Consider the following 23,148-nt stretch of genomic DNA (forward strand, 5'->3'; position numbering starts at 1 on the left):
CAAGAAATAATGTCCAATGGACAAAAACTAATGTCAGCAAAATAAATGTGTTTTGTTGTGGAAAGACTTATGGCTTAAAAGCGATAAGGGTTATTAATTCTCTGGAGAATTTGAGATGGCAGTACAAAAAAGTAAAAAATCACGTTCAAGACGTGGTATGCGTCGTTCACACGATGCGTTGACAGCGAAAACATTATCAACCGAGCCTACAACTGGTGAAGTTCATTTGCGTCATCATGTGAGTGCAGATGGTTTTTACCGCGGCGAACAAGTTGTCGCTGATAAAGATTAATAAGGTTTTTGTTTTAACGTATCTTCGGGCCGTTCAGCTTCGTGTTGTTAGGTAAGGCATTAGTTAATGTTTAATGCGAAAATAACCGGTACAGGTAGTTATTTGCCTGAAAAAGTTGTTACTAATAAAGATTTTGAATCAATATTAGAGACGACTGACGAGTGGATTTATTCCAGAACGGGGATAAAGCAAAGACACGTTATCGATGAAAAAGAGTCTGTCTCTAGTATGGCTGAGATTGCGTCTAATAACGCACTTGAAGCAGCGGGGTTAGATGCCTCTGAAATCGATCTTATTATTGTTGCTACCAGTTCATCTGATAGGGTTTTTCCTAGTACGGCGTGTATTTTACAGAATAGGCTGGGCGCAAACGGTGGGGCAGCTTTTGACGTTCAGGCGGCTTGTTCAGGGTTTATTTATGCCTTGGGCATTGCAACCCAATTTATAAAAGCTGGGGGCGCAAAAAAAGCACTGGTTGTCGGTTCAGAAGCGAATTCAAGGATTCTCGACTATTCAGATAGAAGCTCGTGTGTGATCTTCGGTGATGGTGCGGGCGCAGTTGTGGTAGAAGCATCAGAAGAGCCCGGTATCTTATCAACGCATATGAACGCCGACGGTCAATATCAAGATCTGCTGTATGTGAACAATCCAATCAAAGACCAAAAACAAGAAGGTGATCAGGCTTTCATGACGATGCACGGCAATGATGTGTATAAAGTCGCGGTTAAAACATTAAGCCGTGTTGTGGATGAAACACTTGAAGCCAACAACATGGATAAATCAGATGTTGACTGGTTAATACCGCACCAAGCTAATATAAGAATCATTTCCTCGGTTGCAAAAAAGCTGAATATGCCGATGGAAAAGGTTGTTCTCACGATAGAAAATCAAGCCAACACGTCTGCTGCTTCAGTGCCTCTTGCATTAGATCAAGCAGTTAGAGATGGGCGAATTAAAAAAGGTGAAATAGTCTTGATGGAAGCCTTTGGTGGTGGTTTTGTCTGGGGTTCTGCTCTTGTAAAAATGTAAGTCTTCAGTAAATTCAAATCATTTAATACATTATGTCATCAAACAAAATAGCCATTGTTTTTCCAGGTCAGGGGTCCCAAGCTGTCGGTATGCTAGGTGATCTGTCTGCTCACTATAATCAAATCAAAGAAACCTTCGATGAGGCATCACAAGCATTAGGCCGTGATTTATGGGCGTTAGCCCAAAATGGGCCTGTTGAAGAGTTGAACCAAACACAAAATACACAACCTTTGATACTAACAGCAAGTGTTGCCATGTGGCGCGTGCTCCAATCTACAGCGGAAGTTACTCCCTCGTTTATGGCTGGCCATAGCTTGGGTGAATATACAGCGCTTGTTTGTGCGGGAAGTTTGGACTTTGTTGATGCAGTTAAATTGGTTGAGCAACGTGCGATGTTTATGCAGCAAGCCGTCCCTGAAGGTGAGGGAGCGATGGCTGCAATATTAGGTCTTGAAGTAGCTGACTTAGTAAATATTTGTAATCAAGCGGCTGAGGGAGAAACTGTTTCGGCTGTTAATTTTAATGCACCTGGTCAGGTTGTTATTGCAGGTAATACGAACGCAGTTAATAGAGCAATAGAGTTGGCGAAAGAACAGGGCGCAAAAAGAGCGTTGCCGTTACCAGTCAGTGTACCTTCACATTGTGCGTTGATGGCTCCAGCTGCTGAAAAGTTAATGGCTGTATTGGGCGGAGTTAGGTTTTCAATACCAACCATTTCAGTCATACACAATACGGATGTAGCGCAACATAACGATGCATCTGATATTAAGCAGGCTCTGATGAAACAATTACACACGCCGGTACGCTGGGTTGAGACAGTTGAGATGTTAACTGATGCCGGAATAGATACCATTATTGAGTGTGGTCCAGGTAAAGTGCTAAGTGGATTAAATAAAAGAATTAATAAATCATTAGCACTTTACTCGTTAGGTGATGAGCGCTCATTTAATAAAACGATAGAGGCATTATGATGAATAATAAACCAATTGCATTGGTTACTGGAGCAAGTCGTGGGATAGGTAAAGCCATTGCGCAACAGCTGGTCGCTGATGGTTTTTATGTTGTTGGAACGGCCACTTCTGATAACGGCGCGGCGGCTATATCAGATTATCTATCTGATTCAGGTAAAGGAATGACGTTAGATGTTACCGACACAGATTCAATTCAGTCGGTCTTGAAAGACATTACATCTACCGTGGGTGCGCCTACAGTGTTGGTGAATAATGCTGGGATTACCAGAGATAATCTTATGCTCAGAATGAAAGATGATGAGTGGGATGATATTATTTCAACCAATCTAAGTTCAATATTCCGCGTTAGTAAAGGTTGTTTGCGCGGTATGATGAAAAATAAAAAAGGGCGGATTGTTAGTATTGCCTCAGTTATTGGTGTAACCGGTAATGCTGGGCAAGCAAATTATGCAGCTGCTAAGGCAGGGATTATCGGGTTTAGTAAATCGTTAGCGAGAGAAGTTGGCTCAAGAAATATCACAGTCAATACGGTGGCTCCAGGCTTTATTGACACAGATATGACAAAAGCCTTACCAGATGAGCAAAAAGCTTCATTATTGGAAGGGGTTCCTCTTGGGCGTCTTGGTGATGCAAAAGAGATAGCAAATGCTGTTTCCTTCTTATGTTCTGATAAAGCGGCTTACATTACAGGGGAAACTTTACATGTTAATGGTGGCATGTATATGGGGTAATGAATAATTGATCGTAAGTTTTTAGTAGTAGTCCTTGGTTTGATATATAGAATTGTTTAAACTTTTTTAATTTAGCAATATAATAAGAAGACCACAAATTTAGCAATATAATATGAACACCACAAATTAAATTTGTGGTTCCAAAAATACAGAGGGAATAGAAAAATGAGTAATATTGAAGAGCGCGTCAAAAAAATCGTTGCAGAACAACTTGGTGTGAAGGAAGAAGAAGTAACAAACGAAGCATCATTCATCGATGACTTAGGTGCAGATTCATTGGATACGGTTGAGTTAGTGATGGCTCTTGAAGAAGAGTTTGATTGTGAGATTCCTGATGAACAAGCTGAAGGTATCACAACTGTTCAACAAGCAATTGACTACGTTAATAATAACGCAGAATAAATCAATTTCTTTTTATCAAGCACGGCTTACTTTATCGTAAGCCGTGCTTGTTTTATGTTAGAGAGTTCATATTGTGTCTAAACGTCGAGTAGTAGTTACAGGGTTGGGTTTGTTGTCACCAGTTGGTGGTAATGTTGCAGATTCTTGGGAAAATATTTTAAATGGTCAAAGTGGTATTGCCCCGATAACTCGGTTTGATACAACTGATTTTCCATCAAATTTTGGTGGAGCCGTTAAAGATTTCGATGTAAATGACTATCTTTCTCGTAAGGATTCAAAAAAAATGGATCCATTTATTCATTACGGTGTTGCGGCTGGAATCCAAGCTTTAGATGATTCTGGTCTTGAGGTGACGGATGAAAATGCTGAAAGAATCGGCGTAGCCATTGGTGCAGGTATTGGTGGTATTTCAGGCATTGAAGCTGGTTTTGAAGGCTTTCAAAAAGGTGGGCCAAGAAAGATTTCACCGTTTTTTGTGCCATCAAACATCATCAATATGATCTCAGGAAACCTTTCAATTTTACGTGGATTGAAAGGGCCAAATTTCGCCATTGTAACGGCATGCACAACAGGTGCGCATAATATTGGCGATGCAATGCGCATTATTCAATACGGTGATGCTGATGTGATGGTGGCTGGTGGGGCAGAAATGGCCACGTCAGTGACGTCTTATGGTGGGTTTTCTTCTGCGCGTGCCTTGTCACGTAGGAATGATTCACCCGAAACAGCGAGTCGTCCTTGGGACAAAGACCGTGATGGCTTTGTTTTAAGTGATGGTGCCGGTGTTTTGGTGCTTGAAGAATATGAGCATGCTAAAAAACGCGGTGCACAAATTTATGCAGAATTAGCCGGCTATGGAATGAGCTCCGATGCATTTCATATGACCATGCCATCAAAGAATGGTGATGGCGCATACCGTTGCATGCGAAATGCTTTAAAAGACGCTTCGTTAGATGCAGAACAAGTCAGTTATATCAATGCTCACGGTACCTCGACACCTGCTGGGGATGTTGCTGAAACGCACGCAGCTAAAACTTTATTAGGTGATAATGCTTATAAAGTACCGATGAGTTCAACCAAGTCCATGACTGGTCATATGCTAGGAGCAGCTGGTGGCGCAGAGGCAGTATTTTCTGTTTTAGCGTTGCGTGATCAAGTGGCGCCACCGACCATTAATCAATTTACGCCTGATCCTGATTGTGATTTAGATTATGTGCCAAATGAAGCACGTCAAATGGAAATGAATGTTGTTGTGTCAAATTCATTTGGGTTTGGTGGTACTAACGGCACGCTCGTCTTTAAACGACTTTAGCTTATACCCTGCCAGGTGACACTGGATATAAAAGACTGTGGCGATTACCTTAAAATCGAAATTGCTTCAGATTTCGACCTATTAGATTGCCATGCGGCGAATCCTCAGCGCTATCCATTTTTATTAGAAAGTAATGATGCAAGTCATTCAGCCAATGCTTTCGATATATTGTTCGGTTTTCCTGGCGAAAAAATTGAATCATCAAGCATAAAAAATAATCAATTTTTCGCTAAGTTTGATCATGCTTTTGAACGAGAGAAAGTACCAAGTAAGGCTGACAAACTTCCTTTTACGGGGGGCTGGTTTGTCTTTTTAAGTTATGAACTTATTGGTGTTATTGAAGAAAAACTTTCCGATCTGCAAGTAGATAAAAGCTTACCGGTGGTGAGTGCTGTAAGAATCCCTTTAGCCATCATAAGAAGCCATCAGGATAACCGTTGCTGGATTGTGTGCGAAAAGGGACATGATGCTTTAATTAAACAAGTATTGGTTGATCTAGAGACCCTGGAAAAGAGTGGATTTAACTATCCAACAGTCAAGTTAAAAGAAGACCCGTCGAACGCCTTTTTAGCGGGTGTAAAAAAGATTAAGTCATATCTAATTGAAGGAGATACCTTACAGGTTAATCTTTCTAGGCAATGGGCCGGTGAGTTTGCTGGTCAGAGTGATTATTTAGATGTTTATCGTTCACTAAGGGTACATAACCCTTCACCTTTTGCTGGGTTGGCTTGTTTCGGCGAGACGGTTATTTGTTCATCATCTCCGGAGCGTTTAATTAGTTGTGTTGACGATGTTGTGCAAATGCGACCTATCGCAGGCACAAGGCCCAGAGATAAAGATGAACTGTTAGACAATAGTTTTGCGCAAGAGTTACTTTTTAATGCAAAAGAAAGCGCAGAACATATTATGTTGATTGACCTCATTCGTAATGATCTTGGGCGAATTTGTACAACCGGTACGGTAAAGGTTGATGAGAAAATGAGCTTGGAATCTTATGCAGAAGTGCATCATATAGTCTCAAACGTCACTGGTAAATTGGTCTCGGGCATGTCGCCCTCAAACGTGATTAAAGCAGTTTTCCCGGGCGGTACAATAACGGGTTGTCCTAAAGTTCGTTGTATGGAGATCATTAATGAACTAGAAAAAACGCCAAGGGGTGCCTATACCGGGTCGATGGGCTACATTAATCGTAATGGCAACTTAGACCTAAACATATTAATAAGAACCTTTACCATTAATGATAGGCAGTTAATATTGAGGACAGGGGCAGGAATCGTGGCGGATTCAATTGCAGAAAAAGAACTTGAAGAAACACGACATAAAGCCAAAGCTTTATTACAAGCGTTGAATATTAGTAATGGATAAGACCCTAATTAATGGTCAATATGGTGACTCAATTAATGCTTCAGACAGGGGCTTACAATATGGTGACGGCCTGTTTGAAACCATTCTAGTGGAGTTTGGTTGCCCTTGTTATCTTGAAGAACACTTGCAGCGCTTACAAAAAGGTTGCGAAGTGCTGGGTTTTCCACCTCTTAATAAGGATATTTTAGAAAGAGAAATCTTTCAGCTCATCGAGACAAATCAATGTGGGGTTATAAAATTATTGATTTCAAGAGGTGTCGGTAAAAGAGGTTTTTTGCCGCCCAAAAACCCTAACGTAACACGGCTAGTGTCTTTTTCTGTAACTAAGGCAACGGTAAAAAATCCACTGCTTAGTTTAGACCTTGTTTTATGTCATACTCAGCTAAGCCGCCAACCCTTATTGGCTGGGCTTAAACACTTGAATCAATTAGAACGAGTGTTAGCACGTAGTGAATTTGGCGATACTGTTTCAACCGAAGGTTTAATGCTCGATGTTGAGGGCGTAGTGATTGAAGGAACAATGAGTAATATTTTTATTGTTAGCAAGGGTGTTTTAATGACGCCTACATTAGAAAATGCGGGAGTTAGAGGAATCATTCGTGATTACTTAATAGCTCAAGCGACTCAAGAAGGAATGGATTGTAGAGAAATGGAGCTGTCTGTGGAGAACGTAATAGATGCAGATGAGGTTTTTATGACAAATAGTTTAATGCCTATACGAGCTATTAAACAACTTAGAATTGATGACAAAGCCTTTATTAAAGAGGCGGGTCCGTATGCACACTGGGCGTTAGATAACGTACTGGCTGATATTCAGCATCAAGTCGATCAACACGTGGGAAAAAACTAATGCGGCGCTTATTAGCAATAACAATTATTGTTTGCAGTTTATTATTTGGTTGGTTTTGGATGATGTACAACTATGCAATGAATGAATCGTCTATTTCTAACGAGATGGGCTCTGTTGTTGTGAACATTGAAAAAGGTCAAAACCTAAATCAAATTATTTCAACGCTGGATAAGAAAGGCGTGGTAGATGGACCTTGGTTTAAATGGCATGTTCGGTTTGAAGGAGCTGCCAATAGAATACAAGCAGGTGAGTACGAATTTTCTCCAGGTTTGACACCGGTGCAAATATTGAATTTTCTAGTCAAAGGCAAGGTTAATCAATATGCTATTTCAATCATTGAAGGCCAAACGTTTAAGGAAGTTTTAAGGGACATTAGAGAGCATCCAGCGATTAAAAAAACACTGCCTGAACAAGCGAGTATCAGTCAGTATTTAACGTTATTGAATATTCCGGAAAAACATTTAGAGGGGATGTTATTACCCGAAACATATTTTTTTATTAAAAATACATCTGATGTAGATATTCTTCGTCGTGCATACCGTTCGATGCAGGTTTTCGTTAATTCAGCATGGCCTAAAAGAGATGTAAGAACAGTGATACCAAGCGTTTATGATGCACTGATTCTAGCATCTATTGTAGAGAAGGAAACGGGGGCTGCTCACGAACGAAAGCAGATAGCGGGTGTTTTTATCCGTAGACTTGAAATAGGTATGAAACTACAAACAGACCCAACTGTTATTTACGGTATGGGAGATGGGTATGACGGTGATATAAGGTATAGAGATTTACGTAAGGACACTCCCTATAACACATATACACGTTATGGGCTTCCACCGACACCAATAGCAATGCCTGGTAAGGCGGCGATCGACGCAGTTCTACACCCAGAAGACACTAAAAACTTATATTTTGTATCGAATGGTGATGGCACGCATATATTTTCTGAAACGTTGAAGCAACATAATGCAGCGGTTAACAAATACCAACGGAAGCAATAATAATGAAAGTGGGAAAGTTTTTAACCCTTGAAGGCGTTGAAGGTGTTGGTAAAACAACAAATCTGGAGTTCATTGCTAACTATATAAAATTAGCCGGGCAAGAGGTTGTTACAACGAGAGAGCCTGGTGGCACAAAAATAGCCGAAAAAATTCGAGGCTTGTTATTAGACCATGATGATGAGTCATTATGTGATGAGTCTGAGCTTCTCTTAATGTTTGCGGCACGGGCTCAACACCTTAAAAACGTCATTATGCCGGCCTTAGAATCTGGCAAGTGGGTTGTGTGTGATCGTTTTACGGACGCTACGTATGCGTATCAAGGGGGCGGGCGTCATTTTAAAGTTGCTGATATTAGCTGGCTAGAACAATTTGTTCAAAAGGGCTTGTTGCCCGACCTTACCATTTTGTTAGACTTGTCGGTGGATATTGGCTTACAACGAGCGGCGAATAGAAGTGATCCAGACCGTTTTGAATCTGAAAAAAAAGTATTTTTTGAAAATGTTCGGCAAGTATATTTGGATAGAGCAAAGGCAGAACCTAAACGCTTTGGTGTTGTTGATGCCTCTGACCCTTTGCAACAAGTACAGAAAAATATAGCCGTTTACTTAGACAAAATATTGCTAGATGAGTAATCAATTACAAGCTGTTTACCCTTGGTTACAAAACTATTGGGGGCCATTATCTCGTTACTTAAAGCAAGACCGCTTACCCAGTGCTTTGATGCTAGTTGGCAACGAAGGGTTAGGGGTATCATCGTTGGCTATCGCGTTTGCCCATCGAGCTGTTTGTTCTTCATCTCTTGATGAGCCGTTTGCTTGCGGTTTATGTGAAGCGTGTTTATTGTTTAAAGCTGATAATTACCCAGACTTCTTTCATGTAATACCTGAAGAGGGCAAAACGAGTATTAAAATTGAACCCATTCGGCAGTTAATGTCATCATTAGCATTAAGCAATCAATATACTAAACCAAGAATTGTTGTTATTGACCCAGCCGATGCGATGTCTCATTCAGCGGCTAATAGTTTACTGAAAACCTTAGAGGAACCTAGCGAAAATACCTGCCTGGTTTTGATAGTGAATCAACTGTCGAAAGTACCCGCAACAATAAGAAGTCGTTGTCAGCTTATAACCGTTAAGGGTATTGAGCTGACTGAGGCAAAGGGTTGGTTAGTTGGTTTGGGCTGTAAGGAGCCAGAACAATATTTGAGTTTAGCTAACAACGCGCCTCTTTATGCTAAAGAATTATGGCAAAAAGAGGCCTTGAAGATCAGAAAGCTGTTACTGAATAACTTTATAGAGCTTTTGAAAGGGCGTTTAGATCCAGTCCTATTTGCTGAAAAATGTATTAGCCTAAAAGGCTTGCCTGTTTTAAAATGGCTGATGTCGTGGTTATCTGATGCAATCAAGTGCGCTCATGGTGCCTTAGATAATCAGCTAATGAACCCTGACCTGAGAGCTGACTTGAAAGTTTTTATAGAAACGCTACACTTAAAAGGAATGCATACATTGTTAGAGCAGTTAAATTATTTAACATCGTTAGAGTCTAATCAAGTTAACCAACAGTTAATGCTAGAAGAGTTCGCGATACAAAGTTATTCACTAACACGTAAATAAAGGCTAGTTAAATGACCCCTACAGGAAAAGAGTCTCGCCAAGGAATTTTATCTTTAACGATTAAAGATAAAAATGCATTGTATGCGGCGTTTATGGATTATGTTGAGGGGGGCGGTTTGTTTATCCCAACTCATAAGAAATATAGCTTAGGTGATGAAGTATTTATGTTGTTGAGTCTAATGGGCGAGGCAGAAAGAATTCCGGTTGCTGGGCGAATTATTTGGATAACCCCAGTGGGCGCAGAAGGCTCCAGATCGAACGGTGTTGGTGTTCAATTTAATGAACAAGACGGTGGTGCAGCGCGAGCAAAAATAGAAACATATTTGGCGGGAACCTCTGCAACTGGGCGACCTACACACACCATGTAATGTTACTTGATGAATGTTCTTGAAACGGCCTTTAAGGCCGTTTTTTATTTATAGAGGATAATACCTATGTTTATAGATTCACATTGCCACCTAGATCGTGTTGATCTAAGCCCTTTCTCAAATAGTCTTAGTGAATATTTAGAAGCTACGAAAGCTGATTCATTAGAGCATATGTTATGTGTGTCAATTAATTGGGAAGATTACCCTGCAATGCGAGATTTGGTGAACGGTTTTGCAAATATTTCTACATCGGTCGGTGTGCACCCTAATGAGATGGATGGCCATGATCCAAGTGTTGATGAATTAGTGGATATTGCCTTGAAAGATCAGGTTGTGGCCATTGGTGAAACCGGCTTAGATTATTCTAGAATTGAAAAAGAGACTGAGGTACTTACCCAGCAGCAACGTTTTCGTCATCACATCAGGGCGGCAAAGAAAATTGATAAGCCGATTATCATCCATACCCGTGATGCAAAGCAGGACACAATTAGAATTATGCAGGAAGAATCTGCTGGTGAGTGTGCTGGTGTTTTGCATTGTTTTACTGAAGATTGGGAGATGGCAAAACAAGCACTGGACTTAGGGTTTTATATCTCATTCTCAGGCATTGTTACATTTAAAAATGCTAAGCAAGTTCAAGAAGTGGCAAAAAAAGTGCCCAATGACCGTTTTTTAATAGAAACAGACTCTCCCTATTTGGCGCCTGTTCCGATGCGAGGAAAGCCAAATTACCCTAATTACGTAAAATATGTGGCAGAAAAAATGGCAGAATTAAGAGGTTTATCCTTAGACGCCACAGCACAAATGAGTGCTAAAAACTATTCTACTTTGTTTGATCGTTAATCTAGCGAGGCTTTGCGCCACCTTAAGAAATTAGGAAGAGGGTAGAAGTGCTTGGATCTTATTTAACAGCATTATTTTTTCGGTTAGCGTGTTGTTTGTGTCATTTAGTTCGTTATTAATGTCGCTTAATTGCTTTTGTAAAACTGAAATTTCTTCCCTTGCGGATTTGAGGTTTTCATCAGCCATGGTTTTATAAGCCTCATTAAATTTTTTCTGATAACTGGATAATAATTCACTTAACAGGTCGTCAAAGCTTTGCTGGCTAAAATTGTTTGAGCTGACTAAACTTTCAAGGTGCTCAAGAACATCATATAGCGGCTTCTTAAATTCGCGTTGGAAACATGAACTAAGTTGCTGATTGAGATAGTGTAAGTCGTCTTCATTTCCGCTGAACTGAGCAAATAATTTTAAGCTGCTCGATTCAAAACTATTAAGACTTTCCGCGTGTTTTTCAAAATATACTTGCTCAAGTGTTGTGACGATTTCTCGCAGTTCGTCTTTAGGAAAAGAGCGTTGTTCAAGGTAATTGTATAGTTCTCGGATAGATGACGAAGAGGGTGCTTGATCTGCTTGAGTCGTGGGCTCTTCGGGTACTTGTGGTTGAAACTGGGTAAGTTGCTCTAAAAAAGCGGCTGAATCTTCTTCTGTTACATCACCCGTTGATAATTGGGCAATGCAAAAATCGGCGGCTTGTTTAAAGCTAAGCGGTGTTTTTACACTAGCAGGCGGTGTGACAGTATTAGGTAAAGTGTCTTCTTTAAACGTAACGACTGGTGTTTCAGAAGGTGTTTGAGCACGTGAGTCAATGCCATCTTGCTGGCGCCAAAACTCACTGAATGAGTCGACAGTTTGTTCAGCAACCTCTTTGTCTAATTCTTGAGCCAATTTTTTAAAGCAGCCACTTGCATTAGAGTCTGGACTTAACAATACAGCAGGGCATTGAAGCCTGATGGATGAAATCATGGTTTCATCTACTTGAATATAGCCCAGGTAGTTAATGTCAACATCAATATATTTTTTTACAGCCGACTCAAAACGTTTATAGATTGCTTGGCTATTCTCGGCATCTAAAGCCATATTCACGAGAATATATGAAGTTCGATTATAGTTTGAGCGTTTTAAAACTTTAAGTAATGAAAAGGAGTCGGTTAAAGAAGTGGGTTCGGGGGTAATAATAATAATTGAAAACTGTGAGGCTCTAATAAAATCAAGAACATCATCCCCAATGCCCGCAGCCGTATCTATAATGAGATAATCAAAATCTTGTTGGAGTTTATCTAAAGCCGCTAATAAGATCAGTTTTTGCTCATTTGTTAATTGCGCATATTCAGCAATTCCGGTCGCGCCGGGAACAACTTTTAAGCCGCGTGGCCCATCAATAATAATTTCTTTTAAGTTTTTTTCGCCGTTTAAAAGATGTTGTAAGGTATACGTTGGTTGAATACCTAATAGAATATTAATGTTGGCCAAACTAGCATCAGCATCAAATACACACACTTTTTTGTCTAACGCGGTAAGAGAAAGCGCTAGATTAGTGGCCGTGCTAGACTTACCAACGCCCCCTTTACCACTGGTGACTGTGATAACTTTTGCTTTTGGCTGGCTCATACTGTTTATACTTGTGTTAGTGTAAGCTAATTCCATTTGATCAATCGCTAGTCCGTTAGTGTAAAACGTTAAGTTAAAGTAACTTTGATTTTATCAAAATACCTTCCCAATAAGTTAAAAATTTATAATCTATAAAATGAAAACAAACCTAACATCATTTTCTCATGGTATTGGTAGCTTTATTGCGGGCTTCCACTTAATCCGCCAGCCAGGATTAAGGCGTTTCGTTATTATTCCCTTATTGATTAATGTGGTGCTCTTTAGTGTGGCAAGTTGGCTGCTGTGGCACTATTTATCAACAATGGTCGATTCTATGTTGCCAAGTTGGTTATCTTGGTTAGCGTGGTTGATTTTGCCTATCTTTATGACCAGTATTTTAGCGATTGTTTATTATTGCTTTACCTTGGTTGCTAACATTATTGCGGCACCTTTTTATGGCCAGTTATCCAAAGGCGTAGAAGCGCATCTAAAGGGGCAGCCTTATGTTGAAGTAGATGCTGACACGTTTCTTAAAGAAGTGTTTCAGATGTTAGGGTTGGAATTACGTAAGATCACATACTATTTACTTCGTGCGGTTCCACTGTTAATACTGTCGGTGATACCTGGCATTAATGTAATTAGCCTGCCGCTATGGTTATTATTTAGTGCTTGGTTTTTAACATTTGAATATGCAGGCTATTCATTTGAAAACCACAAGATTTTATTTAATGATCAAAAACGTATGCTAAACAGATCTCGTGTCAACACGATGACGTTTGGCAGTATAAGTTTGTTGGCAACCACTATTCCTGTCATCAATTTGTTTGCACCTGCAGTAGCAGTAGCAGGTGCCACTAAACTATTTTATGAACGAGGAGAGTTAGGCTAATTCGGCATTAAATACATTATTTTCAATCGAAGTCAGCTTGCAAGGAATGATTTGGTTACTGAGTTTTTCAGGCTCTGTGCTAGTGATTTTAACGCGTAAATAATTTGGGCTATAACCGAATAATGTGCTGACACCGTCAGTCTCAACTTGGTGGCTATCCTCCCATAAAACATTAACAGTGTGACCGACTAGTTTATCCATTTGGGCGCGTTTTGCTGATGCCGCAAGGGTATGAAGAGCTTGGCTTCTGCTTTTTTTGATCTGCGTACTAATTTGGTTTGGCATAGAGGCTGCTTTGGTGCCTTCTCTAGTTGAGTAGGTAAAAATATGTAAGTCACCGAATTGCATTTCTTGGACAAAATCTAGCGTTTGTTGCCACTCGTCATCAGTTTCACCGGGAAACCCAACAATGATGTCGGAGGTGATATTGATGTTCGGCATTATTTTACGTGCTTCTAATACAAGCGCACGAAACTCACTTGTTTTACAGCGCCGAGACATTCTTTTAAGTACCGTGTCTGAGCCGCTTTGTATTGGTAAATGCATATGTGGCATTAACCTTGGGTTTTTAAATAATTCAAGAAAGCCTTGCGGTAAATCCCATGGTTCTAAAGAACCCATACGGATTCTTGGAATACTTGTTTGTTGTAATAAGGCTGTTACTAAATTGTATAGATTACTACCTGTATCACTACCATAACCACCTAGGTGTACGTCTGTAATAACAATCTCTGAAATGCCTTGTTGGTGGAGGGTGTTGGCTTCGGCGACGATACTGTCAATAGATTTGCTTTTTTCATCACCTCTGGCAATGGTGACGATGCAGAAACTACAACGGTATCGGCAGCCATCTTGCACTTTGATAAAGGCTCGTTGGCGTCCCCTAGAAAATAACGCAACCTCATTAGGCTCAGTTGCAATGCTCGGCATTGTTTCTTCACTTAGTTCATTAAGTGTTAAGGTGACTAATTGGTCTTTTTGTTGGTTATTAACGAGTAGATCAACGCCATCTAAGGCAACAGTTTCTTGCTCATTTAAGGTGGCATAACAACCGCTCACAACAAGTTTTGCCCTCGGGTTTTTTTGATGTGTTTTTCGCACAAGTTGGCGAGATTTTCTTACGGCTCCTTGCGTGACCGCACAGGTGTTGAGTACCAAAATATCGGCCTCAGTTTCTTGATTAACAAGCTGGTGCCCTTCGGCAACAAAATCATTTGCCCAAGATTCTATTTCAGCTTCGTTTAATCGGCAGCCTAATGTTTTAAGGTGAACGCGCATTGGAAAGTACTAGTGGTTTAAAGAACGTTTATTTTACGCTATTTGTTTTGCTGACAGATAAAGTCAATGACCTTTTGTTGGCAGCCCTCTGTATTCTCGTACAAAATGCCATGCCGGTTAGAGCTAACCCATTGATAGTGTAATAGTTTAGTTGGTATGTGTTTGGCAAGTGTTTGGTAACTGGATGGGGCAACTACAGGGTCGTTATCACCTTGGATCAGGAAGACAGGGCAGTTAATTTTTTTTAATCTGGGGAGGGTTTTTTTAATTAAAATTAAGAGCTGATTAATGGCTGCAATTGGGGTGTGGTGGTAATTAAGGTGGGGGTGTTCGGGTAGATTGGCTTTAAATGGCAAAATACCATCAGAGTTACTGATTTTTTGTATAAATTTATTCGTGTAGTGAGTGATTTTTACCAGTTGAGATAAAGGGTCTTTAAAACTGACGGGGGCTGAACACGCGGTAACTGAACGTATATTAAGGTGATGACTCGCAGTAACCATCAGAGCCAACAGGCCACCACTTGAAAAACCAACGAGGTGTACATCTTTGCTGTAACAATGTGCTATTTTGATACTTTGTTGAAGAGATTGACGCCAATCTTGCCAGCTTCTTTTGTGTAGGTCCCATGGTGATGTTCCATGGCCTTTTAGGCGGCAACCGATGCTGATATATCCTTGGGCAACAAATTTTTCAGCCAATGTTTTAAGTTCAATAGGCGTTGAAAGCAAACCGTGAACAAACACGACGCACTGCCCATTATATTTTTTTGGCATTAACAGATAGGGAAGGGCGGACTTTTCGGTGAGGTGTTGTTGTTGATTGATTACTTGGTGTTTTGGGTCTTTAAACTGTGAAATATCCCAATGGTATTCAAGTAACTCATCTTCAAATAGTAGGTGGGCAAACCGGTGGGATTGTTTGTCAAATTTAAAGGCTAAGCTGGTTTTAATAGCTATTCTGACCTGAGGAATGGATGCAGCCTCATTTGCATTTACAGCAATAGGGTTTTTATATCGAATGCTATCAAAATCTTGTTCGGCGGAAAGGTGTTCGGTAAATTTATAGTACACGCCCGACGATTCAAGCAAGTTTGCCTCGTAGGCACTTTTTAAAAACAGGTCAAAAGTCTCGCTTTTTGTCATTAACAAATTGCGATAAATAGAGGGGTTTTGCAGCGTTCGATGAAAGCTTAGCGTGTCGCTTTTTTGTAACTCCTTAATGCTGCCATAAATCAATTGATGCAGCTTTTTTTTATTAATATGGGTCTTTCCTTCGGCAACAAAATGCATGATCAGCGTTGCGGCAATATGAGCAATGTTAATAGTGACATTGTCATAAATAGCATGCATGTAATCATCACGAATTCTATTAGCGTTGCGTTGATAACTCAGACGAAACAATAGGTTGTTCAAATTACCGTTATGCTCAACTTTATTTAAAAGTTGTTTTAGCGCTAAATCTGAGTGGTTAACAAAGGTGGTTGTAATCGTTGATTCTAATCTGGTCCAGTAATCCTCTACGACAATAGGCTTAGCTAAACGAATGTCCATATCGGTATCTTTAAATAAAAAGTTACCTTCGATTAATAACTCTTCCGAGATACGATGGTGTAAGTTATTAACAAAAAATCGTACCGTATTGCTTAATGCATTTTCACCAATTCGTAAGGGGTAAAAGGTAATATTGCAGGGGATGATAAGGGTGGGTTTTTTGCACAGTTCCAGCAATTGCTGTTTGTCTTCAAAGCCTAATTCTTTCGCCCATAAAGAGAGGGTCTCTGTGTTTTCTTGTTCACTAAGGTCACGAACAGTTTGTTTGAAAATAGCGATTGCTAAGGCAATAACTGCTGGCCCAGTATGTAGTTTTCGCCGCTCATTATGTGAACGTGAATAAATACTGTAGCGGCCTTCTTTATCAAGCACACGTCGGTCTTTTACGATACCACCTTCGGGGAAGGCAACGAGCTTTTGTTGGTGTAAAATATCTTTTGCTATATGAAACAAAAGCCCATCAATGTTATTTGGTATACCACCTAAATCAATCAAATAACGACCGAAAACATTATCAGCGAATAACTCGTTTGCAGCAATTGACCTAGAGTAGTGTTTTGTTTTTTCGTAAATTAAATATTGTGGGATAAAGGTTTCAAATCGAGCAAAGTGATTGAATAAAAAGATATCGCCTTCTAACCAAGAGGATGGGTTGCCATGAGTGCGAACCGTCAGGCTAAGAACCTTAAATAAGGCTTTCATAGCATGATAAGTCCAGTGGTAAGTGCCTGGGTTTATCGTATATTGCTGCGTCTCTATTTTATTTTTTGAGTCGTCGCTCATGCCCGTGTTTTAATTAAAAACTTAACGTTTAAATGCATAGTAGTTCATTATGGTTAGTTTTACTCCAAAAAATAGGCAACAGTTACCTTACTTGAAGCAAGGAGAGGTACATGTGTGGGTGTTTGACCTGATGGTGCCAATAACTAGCAAGGCTCACACTATAGTGAGTGAAACTGAGTGGCTAAAAATAAATCGATTAAAGCATCAACAAAATAGAGCATTAGCATTGTCGATGAGAGTACAGCTTAAGCGATTGCTGTCATGCTATTTGGGTATCAGCCCAGTTGAGCTGCAATTTGATACAACTGAATTTGGTAAACCGTACCTAAAAAATCAAGCATTATCGTTTAATGTTTCACATTCTGGCTCGCAGGCCCTGGTGGCAATGACCTTAGAAGAAGATATTGGTGTTGATCTTGAGCATTGGCGTTATTTAGATAATTTAGAGGGCTTAGTAAAGCGTAACTTTTCAAGCAGTGAACAAGCTCAATGGGTCAATATTAGCGCAGCACAACGCGAAGAGACTTTTTTTAACATTTGGACCTGTAAGGAAGCTTTTATCAAAGCAACGGGTAGAGGGCTGGGAATGGGTGTGTCTCGTTGTGGTTTTAGTTTGACACCACCAAATAGGCTCTTAGAGTGCCCAGTTGAGTATGGGAGTGCAGCAGATTGGTCATGTGTATCTTTAAAGGTAGGTGAAAAAGTCAGTGCATCGTTAATGCTACGGTCTAAGCATTGCGAACCAATTATCTCTACATTTGATCATGAAAATCCACCTCAATTTATTTAATCGCTATAAAATACGCGCTGCCATCAAATATACGTTATTAAATACGACCTTACATACGTTATGAATCAATTTCCAAAAACACTGGTTGAAGCACTTGATAACAACCAAGATGCCAGTAAAACCATTACCTATATCAGTAGTAAAGACAACGAGCGCCAAGTGAGTTACCCCGCTTTAAAAAAACGGGCGCTAGGCTTGCTGCACCATATTCAGCAAAAAGGAGCATCTGAAGGGAACGAGTTAATCATTCACTTAGCTGAAAACGAACAATTTATTGATGCGTTTTGGGCGTGCCAATATGGCGGTATTGTCGCTGTGCCATTAGCGATTGGAACCAGTGATGGACACCGTGAAAAAGTATTTAATGTTTTTGAAAAACTTAACACACCGTATATCGCAACGACTAGAAAGGCTTTGCAGCGGTTAAAAGTTTTTGCTGAAGAACACGGAAAAGAGTCTATTTACAAAGTGATTGAGCAAAAAGCACTGATGCTCGATAAAATTGAGACTTTTGATACTTTAGGAGCGCTGGCAGATATTAACTCTGAGCAAACAGCGTTTATTCAATTCTCCTCTGGTTCTACTGGCGACCCTAAAGGTGTCGTATTAACACATAAAAATTTAGTAACAAATTTATATGGCATTATTGAATGCAGTGCATTTGATTATAGGGACAGCTTTTTTAGCTGGATGCCATTGACTCATGATTTAGGTATTATTGGTTTTCATTTGACACCCTTATTCGTCAATATAAATCAATATATTATGCCAACCGACTTGTTTGTTCGTCGTCCGGCATTGTGGCTTGAAAAAGCCAGTGAGAAAAAAGCGACGATTTTATCGTCACCAAATTTTGGTTATAAACATGTTTTAAAACGCTTTAAACCAGAAAACCAAGTTAATCTTGATTTATCACATGTCCGCCTGCTTTTTAACGGAGCAGAACCTATCTCTGCAGACCTATGTAGAGAGTTTAGCGCGGTAATGAAACCGTTCGGTCTAGCAGAAACAGCGATGTTTACGGTTTATGGTTTAGCGGAAGCGTGTTTGGTAGTTAGCTTCCCTGAATTAGCCCAACCACTTTCTACTCTTCATGTGTTGCGCAGCTCTTTAGTAGAGGGGCAGCCAGCACAGGTCGTTAGCGAGGCATCCGATCAAAGTATAGAGTTGGTTCGCTTAGGAACTCCTATTATCGGGACGCAAATGATAATTGCAGATAGCAGTGGGCAAGCTGTTGCTGATAATGTAATCGGCCGAGTGTTAATTAAAGGCGAAAATGTAACAAAAGGTTACTATCACGCGCCTGAGTTAAATGAAAAACTGATTAATGATGAGGGTTGGTTAGATACAGGTGACCAAGGTTTGTTAAACGAGGGGCAGTTGGTTATTACAGGTAGAACCAAGGATCTAATCATTGTTAATGGGCAAAACTATTATGCCCCTGACCTTGAGTCTGTTTGTGAACATGTTGATGGTATTGAGTTAGGAAAAGTGGTCGTCTGTGGTATTCGTAACGTTGAAGATGCACTGGATGAATTGGTTGTTTTTGTTTTATATCGAGGTGAGCTAGAAAACTTTTACCAAACTACGATAGAAGTTAGACGCCAATTAAATGAAAAATCTGGCTTAGATGTGGCGCATGTTTTACCTATAAAAAAAGTACCTAAAACCACCAGTGGTAAGGTTCAACGTTTTGCATTAGCGGAACAATTTGAAGCGGGGGCGTTTAATGAGATTATAGCGGCTTTAACAGAGCTGTCTGAAACACAATCAACTGAGTTTATTGCAGCGGGTAGTTCCATAGAGCGAATATTATTAGATATTTGTCACTCTGTTGTAGCTGATCAGAAAATCAGCTTGAAAGACAATATTTTTGAAATGGGAACAAGCTCGTTAAAGTTGGCACAAATTCACGAGAAGATAGACGAGGAGTATCCAGAGGTTGTTGAGTTAACAGATTTTTTCGATTACCCAACAATTGAACAGTTAGCTGGGTTTATTGCGCATAAAACAACTCCCTAAACGATAGTGGTTTAATCGTAGACACCACGCTTTCTCTTCCATTTACGGTTAGACCACATCCAATCTTCAGGCGCATCGAGAATCATTCGCTCGGTTGCTCTAGCGTATTTCTCGGTGATTTCGTGACCCTCTTTTTCATAGGGGGCTTGTCCAAGTTCTTCAAAAAACACTTCGTAATGACCAAGACTTAGGCGCTTCATACCAACAAAAATAACAGGGTATTTGGTGAGCTTGGCAATCTTCTGAGCACCGACTGCAAATGAACTGTCTTGGTTAAGGAACTGAGTCCAGTATTTTTCTTCTTTTCTGACAGGCGATTGATCAGCAACCATCGCAAAGCCACGGACCTCTTTACGACGCTGCATAATTTCAATTAATGCATTTTTGTTAGGTATTGGGCGAGCGTTAAAACGTGACCTAGAGATTTTCATATAGTCATCAACAATTTTATCGTGCAAAGGTTTGTACACAGCATCGATAGGAAAAGAAAGCTGTAAGCTGCAACCAGCCAGCATCCATTCCCAGTTGCAATGGTGAGCGGCAAGCATCAAGACAGATTGGTCGTTTTTTGCAAACTTTTCTATCACTTCTGGGTTTTTTAAGGTAACACGCTGACGAATTTGTTCTTCCGTGAGGGTGCGGGTTTTACTGGCTTCCAATATTACATAGACCAAATGCTTAAAATTTAATTTAGCCAGTTTTTTAAGCTCATTGCTCGGGGTATCTGGAAAAGAGTTTTGCATGTTCGAATAAATAACATTGCGTTTGCGCTCAACAAGATAATAGCCAATTAAGTAAACGGGATATGCAAGTGCGTGCAGCATCGGCAATGGAAGTTTTCCAAGCAATGGGTAAAAGCGAGAGCTAAAGGGTTGCCGGTGTTTGGCCATAATCTAAGTAAAAATCAGTAGGGTTAAAAATTCTCTATTCTACCAAAGCTATTGCGCTTCTTAGGCAAAAAATACATAGCCAATACAGATGGCGGTAATAATACCTATCAAGTCTGCAAATAACCCGCAGGCAACCGCATGCCGAGCTTTTTTTATACCCACTGCGCCGAAATAAACGGCTAAGACGTAAAAGGTTGTCTCTGTGCTGCCTTGTACAATAGAGGCAAGCCTGCCGGCAAAAGAGTCTGCGCCGTGTGTTTGCATGGTGTCTATCATCATCGCCCGAGCGCCACTTCCGCTGAGCGGTTTTATCAGCGCTGTTGGTAACGCATCGAGGAATTGGCTATCCAGCGAATAATGGATTAACAACGAGCGTGCGTAATCCAGCGTTATTTCAAGTGCCCCTGATGCCCTAAAAACACCAATAGCAACCAACATTGCTACTAGGTAAGGAATAATCATTACAGCGGTTTGAAAGCCTTCTTTAGCACCATCAATAAATGCATCATAAACATTAATACGTTGTTTGATAGCACCACTCATAAAAACAATAATCAAACTAAAAATAATAAAATTGCTCGCCAGCGATGACTGTTGTTGCATGCTGGCTTGGTCAAGGCTTGAAAAATGGAACAATATTAAGCCGATAACGGTGCTAAAAGCAGCTAAATAGCAAAGCACAACTGGCTCGTAAAGTTTTATACGTTGAATGCTAGCAACGGCTATAAGCCCAGCCATCGTCGAGGCATAGGTAGCAATTAAAATAGGGATAAAAACATCGGTTGGGTCAGCAGCGCCCATTTGTGCACGATATGTGAAAATGGTCAGAGGGAATAGGGTGACAGCTGAGGTGTTGATCACCAAAAATAAAATTTGAGCGTTACTGGCCGTGTCTTTTAATGGGTTTATGGTTTGCAAGTGCTGCATGGCTTTTATACCTAAGGGCGTTGCCGCATTATCAAGCCCTAACATATTGGCAGACAAGTTCATCACCATAGCGCCCAAGGCAGGGTGCTTATCTGGAATGTCGGGCATTAGGCGTTTTAAAAGAGGGTTTAAAAAGCGTGTTAAATGGTTAATAAAACCACTTTTTTCGCCAATTTTCATAATCCCCATCCAAAAACATAAAACGCCGGTCAGGCCGAGAGAAATTTCAAATGCTGTTTTGGATAAGGTAAATGTGGCGAGGGTAATATCATTAAAAATGTTCATATCGCCGAGTATAAAAAGGCGATAAAGGCCGGTTAGAAAGGCAATGAAAAAAAAGCCAAGCCAAATAATATTTAACATAAAATAAAGGGCAAACCTTGTCTAAACAATCAGCAATCAAAGGGTAGGGTGTCTCCCTAAGTGATACGTTCACTTAGTCAATTAAACTGTAACATACCGGTACAATGGCAGATAAGAATATTAACGTTAATGATAACTTGAATAAATTATTAACAATTATGGCTCAGTTAAGAGATGTTGATAACGGTTGTCCCTGGGATGTGGAGCAAAGTTTTGAGACGATTGCGCCATACACAATCGAAGAAGCCTATGAAGTTGCTGATGCAATTCAGCAAAAAAACCTGCCTGCTTTAAAGGATGAATTAGGCGACCTTTTATTCCAAGTGGTTTTTCATGCACAGTTAGCTAAAGAGCAGCAGAGTTTTGAGTTCTCCGATATTGTTGACGCAATTTGCGATAAGTTAACCAGACGTCATCCGCATGTGTTTAATAATGAAATAACCTCGAAAGACGATTTAGCAAAAAAATGGGAAATACAAAAACGAGCAGAAAATAAAAATGAGACACGCAGCAGTGTGTTGTCCGGTGTCAGTTCCAATCAACCGGCAATTAATCAAGCCTACAAATTACAGAAAAAAGCAGCCTCGGTAGGGTTTGACTGGGATGAGGTTGGCGCTGTTGTCGATAAATTAGACGAAGAAATTGATGAGCTGAAAGATGAAATGGTACTTGAAAATAATCGTAAAAGAATAGAGGAAGAACTAGGGGATGTGTTTTTTAGCTGTATAAATTTAGCGCGTCATTTGGACATCAACCCCGAGTGGTCACTAAGGCTGGCTAATGAGCGTTTTACAAAACGATTTTCATATATTGAACAATCAGTAGAGCAAGCTGGAAAGGGTGTTGAAGAATGCTCCGCAAGTACACTGATGATGCTTTGGGAAGAAAGTAAAAGAAGTGGTTCTAGCGATTAAAAAAAATTAAATTACGCAACATAAGGAAAAGTTAGGACATTTCAAATGATTTTAGTATACTCAAGATTCAAGCTTGCTAGATAACTAATAACTATTATCATAAAGGATATGTTCTAACTGCTTGATTTTTTTGTTTATTTATAATGAGGAAAAGAGATGTCAGAAAGAGTACGCGGTATTGTTAAATGGTTTAATAATTCAAAAGGCTTTGGTTTTATTCAACCAGATGCTGGTGGTGAAGATGTGTTTGTTCATTTTAGAGCAATTCAAGGTGACGGTTTCCGTACATTAAAAGAAAATCAAGCCGTTGAATTTACAATTACTAAAGGCGACAAAGGGCTTCAAGCAGAAGAAGTTACTGGCTTAGAATAAGCGAA

General features: G+C 40.1%; 23 protein-coding genes. 18 read left to right on the forward strand and 5 right to left on the reverse strand.

All coding sequences use genetic code 11. From position 1 onward, the window contains the following. The first annotated feature begins 115 nt into the window (after positions 1 to 115). The 13 genes from rpmF to CYCME_RS05430 all read left to right on the forward strand — a co-directional run bounded on the left by rpmF (position 116) and on the right by CYCME_RS05430 (position 10,775). On the forward strand, positions 116 to 292 hold the full coding sequence (rpmF, locus tag CYCME_RS05370) for a 50S ribosomal protein L32 (RefSeq protein WP_015006180.1): 177 nt from the start codon (positions 116 to 118) through the stop codon (positions 290 to 292). Between the two features lie 66 nt (positions 293 to 358). Then, positions 359 to 1,321: a beta-ketoacyl-ACP synthase III gene (locus tag CYCME_RS05375; protein ID WP_015006179.1), complete on the forward strand. Its 963-nt coding sequence runs from the start codon at positions 359 to 361 to the stop codon at positions 1,319 to 1,321. 32 nt (positions 1,322 to 1,353) lie between these two features. Next, complete coding sequence (gene fabD, locus CYCME_RS05380; RefSeq protein ID WP_016390108.1) at positions 1,354 to 2,292, forward strand: ACP S-malonyltransferase; 939 nt, start codon at positions 1,354 to 1,356, stop codon at positions 2,290 to 2,292. After that, positions 2,289 to 3,023: a 3-oxoacyl-ACP reductase FabG gene (gene fabG / locus CYCME_RS05385; RefSeq protein WP_020932350.1), complete on the forward strand. Its 735-nt coding sequence runs from the start codon at positions 2,289 to 2,291 to the stop codon at positions 3,021 to 3,023. The genes fabD and fabG overlap by 4 nt, the downstream gene beginning before the upstream one ends. A gap of 165 nt (positions 3,024 to 3,188) precedes the next feature. Continuing rightward, positions 3,189 to 3,425 carry an acyl carrier protein gene (gene acpP / locus CYCME_RS05390; protein ID WP_015006176.1) on the forward strand — a complete coding sequence of 79 codons (237 nt, stop codon included), beginning with the start codon at positions 3,189 to 3,191 and terminating at the stop codon, positions 3,423 to 3,425. A 73-nt stretch (positions 3,426 to 3,498) separates the two neighbouring features. Then, the gene (gene fabF / locus CYCME_RS05395) at positions 3,499 to 4,737 is read left to right on the forward strand and encodes a beta-ketoacyl-ACP synthase II (protein ID WP_015006175.1); all 1,239 of its coding nucleotides are present in this window, start codon (positions 3,499 to 3,501) and stop codon (positions 4,735 to 4,737) included. A gap of 15 nt (positions 4,738 to 4,752) precedes the next feature. Then, a complete protein-coding gene (locus CYCME_RS05400; RefSeq protein ID WP_020162336.1) occupies positions 4,753 to 6,102 on the forward strand; it encodes an aminodeoxychorismate synthase component I in 1,350 nt (449 codons plus the stop codon). Further along, the gene (gene pabC / locus CYCME_RS05405) at positions 6,095 to 6,952 is read left to right on the forward strand and encodes an aminodeoxychorismate lyase (RefSeq protein WP_020932351.1); all 858 of its coding nucleotides are present in this window, start codon (positions 6,095 to 6,097) and stop codon (positions 6,950 to 6,952) included. The genes CYCME_RS05400 and pabC overlap by 8 nt, the downstream gene beginning before the upstream one ends. Further along, positions 6,952 to 7,950, forward strand: coding sequence for an endolytic transglycosylase MltG (mltG, locus tag CYCME_RS05410; protein ID WP_015006172.1), 999 nt, complete (start codon positions 6,952 to 6,954; stop codon positions 7,948 to 7,950). Before pabC ends, mltG begins: the two co-directional genes overlap by 1 nt. Positions 7,951 to 7,952: 2 nt before the next feature. Then, positions 7,953 to 8,582, forward strand: a complete 630-nt coding sequence (gene tmk, locus CYCME_RS05415) for a dTMP kinase (protein ID WP_020932352.1) — start codon at positions 7,953 to 7,955, stop codon at positions 8,580 to 8,582. Beyond that, on the forward strand, positions 8,575 to 9,564 hold the full coding sequence (locus CYCME_RS05420) for a DNA polymerase III subunit delta' C-terminal domain-containing protein (RefSeq protein ID WP_020932353.1): 990 nt from the start codon (positions 8,575 to 8,577) through the stop codon (positions 9,562 to 9,564). Before tmk ends, CYCME_RS05420 begins: the two co-directional genes overlap by 8 nt. An 11-nt stretch (positions 9,565 to 9,575) precedes the next feature. Beyond that, positions 9,576 to 9,932, forward strand: a complete 357-nt coding sequence (locus CYCME_RS05425) for a PilZ domain-containing protein (RefSeq protein ID WP_015006169.1) — start codon at positions 9,576 to 9,578, stop codon at positions 9,930 to 9,932. Positions 9,933 to 9,998: 66 nt separating this feature from the next. Continuing rightward, positions 9,999 to 10,775, forward strand: coding sequence for a TatD family hydrolase (locus CYCME_RS05430; RefSeq protein ID WP_016390114.1), 777 nt, complete (start codon positions 9,999 to 10,001; stop codon positions 10,773 to 10,775). 30 nt (positions 10,776 to 10,805) lie between these two features. Here CYCME_RS05430 and CYCME_RS05435 read toward each other — a convergent pair whose 3' ends face one another. Further along, on the reverse strand, positions 10,806 to 12,383 hold the full coding sequence (locus CYCME_RS05435; RefSeq protein WP_020932354.1) for a MinD/ParA family protein: 1,578 nt from the start codon (positions 12,381 to 12,383) through the stop codon (positions 10,806 to 10,808). 136 nt (positions 12,384 to 12,519) lie between these two features. Here CYCME_RS05435 and cysZ point away from each other — a divergent pair, with 136 nt between their 5' ends. Further along, a complete protein-coding gene (cysZ, locus tag CYCME_RS05440; protein ID WP_020932355.1) occupies positions 12,520 to 13,251 on the forward strand; it encodes a sulfate transporter CysZ in 732 nt (243 codons plus the stop codon). Here cysZ and mtaB read toward each other — a convergent pair. Both mtaB and CYCME_RS05450 read right to left on the reverse strand, forming a co-directional pair. Continuing rightward, positions 13,243 to 14,529, reverse strand: coding sequence for a tRNA (N(6)-L-threonylcarbamoyladenosine(37)-C(2))-methylthiotransferase MtaB (mtaB, locus tag CYCME_RS05445; RefSeq protein ID WP_020932356.1), 1,287 nt, complete (start codon positions 14,527 to 14,529; stop codon positions 13,243 to 13,245). The two genes, cysZ and mtaB, sit on opposite strands and share 9 nt — an antisense overlap. A 38-nt stretch (positions 14,530 to 14,567) precedes the next feature. Next, positions 14,568 to 16,865: an alpha/beta fold hydrolase gene (locus CYCME_RS05450; RefSeq protein WP_020932357.1), complete on the reverse strand. Its 2,298-nt coding sequence runs from the start codon at positions 16,863 to 16,865 to the stop codon at positions 14,568 to 14,570. 49 nt (positions 16,866 to 16,914) lie between these two features. On the opposite strand from CYCME_RS05450, the gene CYCME_RS05455 reads away from it, so the two are divergent. Then, positions 16,915 to 17,655: a 4'-phosphopantetheinyl transferase family protein gene (locus CYCME_RS05455; protein WP_020932358.1), complete on the forward strand. Its 741-nt coding sequence runs from the start codon at positions 16,915 to 16,917 to the stop codon at positions 17,653 to 17,655. 60 nt (positions 17,656 to 17,715) lie between these two features. Then, entirely contained in the window at positions 17,716 to 19,677 is a 1,962-nt protein-coding gene (locus CYCME_RS05460; protein WP_020932359.1) for a non-ribosomal peptide synthetase, read from the forward strand. A gap of 11 nt (positions 19,678 to 19,688) precedes the next feature. Here the strand turns inward: CYCME_RS05460 and CYCME_RS05465 are convergent, their stop codons facing one another. Both CYCME_RS05465 and CYCME_RS13265 read right to left on the reverse strand, forming a co-directional pair. Continuing rightward, positions 19,689 to 20,567: a lysophospholipid acyltransferase family protein gene (locus CYCME_RS05465; RefSeq protein ID WP_015006161.1), complete on the reverse strand. Its 879-nt coding sequence runs from the start codon at positions 20,565 to 20,567 to the stop codon at positions 19,689 to 19,691. Positions 20,568 to 20,627: 60 nt separating this feature from the next. Continuing rightward, on the reverse strand, positions 20,628 to 21,857 hold the full coding sequence (locus tag CYCME_RS13265; protein ID WP_020932360.1) for a nucleoside recognition domain-containing protein: 1,230 nt from the start codon (positions 21,855 to 21,857) through the stop codon (positions 20,628 to 20,630). A 104-nt stretch (positions 21,858 to 21,961) separates the two neighbouring features. On the opposite strand from CYCME_RS13265, the gene mazG reads away from it, so the two are divergent. Both mazG and CYCME_RS05480 read left to right on the forward strand, forming a co-directional pair. Beyond that, positions 21,962 to 22,771 (forward strand): nucleoside triphosphate pyrophosphohydrolase, encoded by an 810-nt coding sequence (gene mazG / locus CYCME_RS05475; RefSeq protein WP_020932361.1) that lies wholly within the window; start codon positions 21,962 to 21,964, stop codon positions 22,769 to 22,771. A 156-nt stretch (positions 22,772 to 22,927) separates the two neighbouring features. Then, on the forward strand, positions 22,928 to 23,143 hold the full coding sequence (locus CYCME_RS05480; protein ID WP_015006158.1) for a cold-shock protein: 216 nt from the start codon (positions 22,928 to 22,930) through the stop codon (positions 23,141 to 23,143). The last annotated feature ends 5 nt before the right edge of the window (positions 23,144 to 23,148 follow it).

This window comes from Cycloclasticus zancles 78-ME (genome assembly GCF_000442595.1).
In the GTDB taxonomy this organism is placed as follows: domain Bacteria; phylum Pseudomonadota; class Gammaproteobacteria; order Methylococcales; family Cycloclasticaceae; genus Cycloclasticus; species Cycloclasticus pugetii.

Coding starts and splice junctions, on each gene's coding strand:
- CYCME_RS05435 (WP_020932354.1), bottom strand. CDS start 12,383: ATGAGCCAGCCAAAAGCAAAAGTTATCACAGTCACCAGTGGTAAAGGG.
- mtaB (WP_020932356.1), bottom strand. CDS start 14,529: ATGCGCGTTCACCTTAAAACATTAGGCTGCCGATTAAACGAAGCTGAA.
- cysZ (WP_020932355.1), top strand. CDS start 12,520: ATGAAAACAAACCTAACATCATTTTCTCATGGTATTGGTAGCTTTATT.
- CYCME_RS05375 (WP_015006179.1), top strand. CDS start 359: ATGTTTAATGCGAAAATAACCGGTACAGGTAGTTATTTGCCTGAAAAA.
- pabC (WP_020932351.1), top strand. CDS start 6,095: ATGGATAAGACCCTAATTAATGGTCAATATGGTGACTCAATTAATGCT.
- mltG (WP_015006172.1), top strand. CDS start 6,952: ATGCGGCGCTTATTAGCAATAACAATTATTGTTTGCAGTTTATTATTT.
- CYCME_RS05425 (WP_015006169.1), top strand. CDS start 9,576: ATGACCCCTACAGGAAAAGAGTCTCGCCAAGGAATTTTATCTTTAACG.
- CYCME_RS05450 (WP_020932357.1), bottom strand. CDS start 16,865: ATGAGCGACGACTCAAAAAATAAAATAGAGACGCAGCAATATACGATA.
- CYCME_RS05455 (WP_020932358.1), top strand. CDS start 16,915: ATGGTTAGTTTTACTCCAAAAAATAGGCAACAGTTACCTTACTTGAAG.
- CYCME_RS13265 (WP_020932360.1), bottom strand. CDS start 21,857: ATGTTAAATATTATTTGGCTTGGCTTTTTTTTCATTGCCTTTCTAACC.
- acpP (WP_015006176.1), top strand. CDS start 3,189: ATGAGTAATATTGAAGAGCGCGTCAAAAAAATCGTTGCAGAACAACTT.
- CYCME_RS05420 (WP_020932353.1), top strand. CDS start 8,575: ATGAGTAATCAATTACAAGCTGTTTACCCTTGGTTACAAAACTATTGG.
- CYCME_RS05480 (WP_015006158.1), top strand. CDS start 22,928: ATGTCAGAAAGAGTACGCGGTATTGTTAAATGGTTTAATAATTCAAAA.
- fabD (WP_016390108.1), top strand. CDS start 1,354: ATGTCATCAAACAAAATAGCCATTGTTTTTCCAGGTCAGGGGTCCCAA.
- mazG (WP_020932361.1), top strand. CDS start 21,962: ATGGCAGATAAGAATATTAACGTTAATGATAACTTGAATAAATTATTA.
- tmk (WP_020932352.1), top strand. CDS start 7,953: ATGAAAGTGGGAAAGTTTTTAACCCTTGAAGGCGTTGAAGGTGTTGGT.
- CYCME_RS05430 (WP_016390114.1), top strand. CDS start 9,999: ATGTTTATAGATTCACATTGCCACCTAGATCGTGTTGATCTAAGCCCT.
- rpmF (WP_015006180.1), top strand. CDS start 116: ATGGCAGTACAAAAAAGTAAAAAATCACGTTCAAGACGTGGTATGCGT.
- CYCME_RS05460 (WP_020932359.1), top strand. CDS start 17,716: ATGAATCAATTTCCAAAAACACTGGTTGAAGCACTTGATAACAACCAA.
- CYCME_RS05465 (WP_015006161.1), bottom strand. CDS start 20,567: ATGGCCAAACACCGGCAACCCTTTAGCTCTCGCTTTTACCCATTGCTT.
- fabG (WP_020932350.1), top strand. CDS start 2,289: ATGATGAATAATAAACCAATTGCATTGGTTACTGGAGCAAGTCGTGGG.